This is a genomic window from Salinivibrio sp. MA427, assembly GCF_001996115.1.
Taxonomy (GTDB): domain Bacteria; phylum Pseudomonadota; class Gammaproteobacteria; order Enterobacterales; family Vibrionaceae; genus Salinivibrio; species Salinivibrio costicola.
The window spans coordinates 1-4,334 of the sequence record NZ_MUFH01000229.1; the positions used below are offsets into that span (position 1 = coordinate 1).

3 protein-coding genes are annotated in these 4,334 nt (G+C 62.9%); all 3 read right to left on the minus strand.

All coding sequences use genetic code 11. The annotated features are described in order from the left end of the window. Positions 1 to 2,497: efflux RND transporter permease subunit (locus tag BZG79_RS12290; RefSeq protein WP_077774513.1), on the minus strand; the 2,497-nt coding region annotated here is incomplete at its 3' end. Beyond that, on the minus strand, positions 2,494 to 3,834 hold the full coding sequence (locus tag BZG79_RS12295) for an efflux RND transporter periplasmic adaptor subunit (RefSeq protein WP_077774514.1): 1,341 nt from the start codon (positions 3,832 to 3,834) through the stop codon (positions 2,494 to 2,496). The genes BZG79_RS12290 and BZG79_RS12295, both read right to left, overlap by 4 nt. Continuing rightward, on the minus strand, positions 3,831 to 4,334 hold a 504-nt coding region (locus tag BZG79_RS12300; RefSeq protein ID WP_108743292.1), incomplete at its 5' end, for a TetR/AcrR family transcriptional regulator C-terminal domain-containing protein. The genes BZG79_RS12300 and BZG79_RS12295, both read right to left, overlap by 4 nt.

Below are 4,334 nucleotides of genomic sequence, written 5' to 3' on the forward strand. Positions count from 1 at the left end.
CGACGAGATCATCGACGATTGCCTGGCCGGTGGCATGCCGCGCATCCACGTTGGCCTCCACGGTTACGGTACGCCGTCCGTCGATGCGGGTAATGCGCGCCCACTCGCGCCGCTCCTCGGCGTTGGCCACCACCTCCAGCGGCACCCGGCCTCCTTCCGGCAGGGCAATGGTCAAATCAACCAAGTTGTCGAGAGAGGTCCTGTCCGCTTCGGCTAGGCGAATCAGCACCTCGATTTCCTGATTGCCGATGCGCAGGGTATCGGCAACCTCCCCCAGCAGCGCCGCACGCAACTGCCCGGACACCTCCTCGGCGGAGAGGCCCAAGCCATGGGCGCCCTCGGCCATCGAGAAGGTCAATTGAGGCTTGCCCAAGCGCAGGTCGTCGAAGACATTATAGACGGCTGCATAATTCTCTAGATGGTCGCCCAACTCTAGCGCCGCCGCCTTCATGGCCTCCAAGTTCTCTCCGGCCAGGCGCACTTCCACGGGCACCCCGGCGGGGCCGAAGCCGGGCTCCTGGATAATTAATCGCTGAAGCCCCTCGATCTCACCGATGGTCTCACGCCAGGCGGCGGTCAGCTCGTCCAGGGTCACCCGGCGACGCTCCGCAGTCAGCAGGTCGACGATGACGGTGGCCACATGAGGACCTGCCTCCCTGGCGCTGGGGTTGTGGTTAAAGCGCACCTGAATCGCCTCGACCAGGGATGCTCCCCCCGGCTGGTCCAGATAGTAGCGTAAATCAAGCTCACGGATTGCCGCCTCGACTCGCTCGGCCACCGCCTCGGTACGTGCTAGGGGGGTACCCTGGGGCATCAGGATACGGGCCTCCAGGACATCGCCATCAATATCCGGCATCGCCTCACTGCCCACATGCCCTCCAGCCATAAAGCCGAAAGAGCCCAGCATAATGGCGAAAATGATTCCCAACACCGCATGGCGAAATCGTATCGCCCGGTCGGCCAGCCGACCGACCGACTCGCGGAACCTGTCAAAATGTCGTTCGAATGCGACACGGAAGCGCGAGTTGTGCCCACTGGCAAGTCGCCCCACGCTGCCCTTAAGATGATGGGGCAAGATCCAGAATGCTTCGATGAGGCTCGCTGCCAGAGCGGCGATCAGCACCACCGGCAGCACTTCAAGCACCGCGCCCAGCTCGCCGGCCAGGAAGGAGAGCGGGGCGAATACCGCGACCGTGGTAAGAAACGACGAAAGTACGCCGGGTAACACCTGGCGGGTACCCGCTACCACCGCCTCCACCGGTGAGGTCCCTTTCAGGGCGTGGACGGCAATGCTGTCTGTGATCACGATGGCATCATCCATGACGATGCCGATAGCCATCAGCAGTGCCACCAAGGTGATCATATTCATTGACAGCCCGGTCAGGGCCATGACGATGAAGGCCCCCATGAAGGCCGCAGGCAGGCCCAGAACGGCCCACAGAGCTAGGCGCGGACGGAAGAAGAGGCTCATCACCAGCACCACCAACACCAGCCCCATTAAGCCGTTATCCACCAGCATCTGCAGGCGGTCGCGAACGATACTGGTCGCATCTTGGGTCAGCGTCAGAGAGATATCCCCGTCGAATCGCCGCCATTCCGCCTCAAGCAACGTGTCCAAAGACTCYTTGACCGTCAGGGCGTCGTCTCGCAGCGCCTTGCTCACCTCCAGCACCAGCGCCGGCTCACCGTTGAAGCGGATTCGCTCTTCAGCCTGCTCACCGGTCTCGGTGATGGTGGCCAGCTCGCCCAGGGTCAGCTCGCCGCCCCCGGCATCGGAGACCACTACCAGATCGGCCAGCTCAGCCAGAGAGCGGCGCTGGTCGGTGAAGCGCATAAGGATATCGCGGTCGGCGGTTTCCAGGGTGCCCAGTGGTAGGTCAAGGTTCTGACTGGCCACTCGACGTGCCAGCTCCCGCGCCGAGAGGCCGTGCTGGCCCAGTGCCTCGCGTGGCACTGCGACCTGCCACTGGCGCTGGGACCTCCCGTGGATCGCTACTTCAGCCACGCCAGGCAGCGTCATAATGCGCTCTTCCAAGCGCAGAGCGTAATCCTCGAGCTGGTGCATCGGCATATCCCCAGACACCGCCACAGCCGCCACCATGTCACTGCGATGAAGCTCCCGCACAACAGGGGAGTCGGCGCGGGCCGGCAGCTCGGTGATGGCGCTCACCTCGGTGTCGATCTCATTGAGGAAGCGAATGGCATCCCCCCCGGCTGACATGGTTGCCGTGGCACTGGCCAGGTTGTCCTGAGCCACACAGCTGAACTCGTCGAGAAATTCCACACCTTTAACGGCATCGTGCAGACGCCGACACACGGCGTCCTCGACGTCGGCGGCGCTCGCCCCGCGATAGACCACCTCCACAGACACTTCCACTGGGCGATAATCTGGGAAGGTCTCACGCTTGAGGTTGGGTGCGGCGAACAGCCCGGCAGCCAGCAGCAGCATTAGCAGCAGATTAGCGGCGGTGGGATGAGCGGCAAACCAGCGAATCATTGCCGTTCTCCTGACGTTACTTCACCCAGAGCCTGGGCGGTCAGACGTGCCTCTAGGGCCACGTCGCGGCGAGGCGCCAGCGCCATACCCTCGATGGCTGGTTGGAGGTCGTCGACGATGACCCGCTCGCCCGGGGCGAGGCCCGATTCGATCACTGCCAGGTCTCCCTGCTTGAAGGCGACGGACACCGAGCGCCTGACCAGGCGAGCGTGCTCGTCAGCAAGGTAGACCTCACCTTGATGGAGGGCCGATGCGGGGACCACGAGTTGTGCTACGGGACTGCGTGCCGACAGGCGCACTCGTGTGTACATGTCGCGCTGTAGTGGCGGATGGTTAGGTGGCCGGGCATCGCGCCAAGGCTCCTCAACCCTTACGACTACTCGCACGGCGCGGGTGGCCGGGTCGAGGCCGCTGGCCACGCGCACAACCCGACCTTCCCAGCTAACCCCGGGTGCTCCGACCAGCTCCAGCTCTGCATCGATCGAGTCAAGATCGATGCGCTCACTCAGATCTAGGATGCCGGGATCGAGCTCGACCAGTGCCACACTGCCCAGGAGGCGTCGTACCATGCTGAAGGGAAGCCGTGYCTCCACCTCGGCAGCCGCCAGGCTATCCGCCTCAAACAACCGCTGACCCACACCCACGAACTGATGAAGCTCTACGTCCACCTCACCGAGACGCAGGTCATAGGGCGCCTCGAAGCGGGTATCCTCCAAGTCATGGCGAGCTTGGGCAAGCCGCACCGATACCCGCTCGCGCTGGGCTGGTAGCAAGGCCAAGGTATTCTCAAGAGTGGCCACCGCCTGGCGCTGCCCCACAGCGCTGCGACGTTGAGCATCACGCTGAGAAATGGAGACAGCACCTGTGGCCGCCAGCCGCTCTATTCGTGAAAGCTCCTGCTCGGTAAAATCGAGTGCCTGGCGTTCCAAATCCAGCAAACGCCGGGTATTGGCCTCTTCTGCCTTGAGCTGATTCAACTCCGCCTCGGCCTCGGCGATAGCCAGCTCGTAGCGACTAGGGTCCAATGCCAGCAGCAAGGTACCTTCGTGCAGCAGGGTGCCGCTCTCCAGATGCGGGTGGCGCTCCACCACCCGGCCCGAGACGTTGGCAACGGATTGCCAGGTTTCGGCAGGGCGCGCCACGCCGTGACCACGTGCCTCAAGGCGAAACGCCAGTGGCTGCGCCTCGATCACTGCCACCACCTTGGGGGCAGGTGGTGAGTCACTGTGCTCGGGAACCTGCCGATTAACCACGAAGAAGACCAGAAGCGCCGCACCGATGGCGAGGCCAATGACTACCGCCAAAAAACGCCCCAAGCGTTGATTCAGGCCTGTCATCGGTACGCCCCTTGTGCTTTCTGGATACCATGACAGTAGAGGTGGAACGCCCCCTCGGCCTGCTCGACCATATGGTTCATATTGTCGAAAATCAGCGACTGCATGACCAGGCCTTGGATGGTGCCGATGAACTGCGTGGCGGCCATTTCGATATTCAGCTCTTGACGCAGTTCGTCAGCCTCCTGCGCCTCGTTCAACAATCTCTCGATCCGCTCACGGTAGAGAAACAGCAGCGAGCGAACCATACGTCTCGCCGGCGTCGGCCGGGCATGCTGCAGCTGCCCCATCATCAGCCGAGGCACGCCAGGATGCTCGACGATAAACGTGATATGGCCATGGAATATCGCCTCGAGCGCGGCCAGCGGGCTATTCGCCGAGGCAGCGGCCTTATCTAACAGTTTCATCACACGTTCGGTCACCCTGCCGATGACGGCCTCCCAGATCGCATCCTTGCTTGGAAAATGCCGGAACAACGCACCTTGGGTGACCCTCATGTGCTT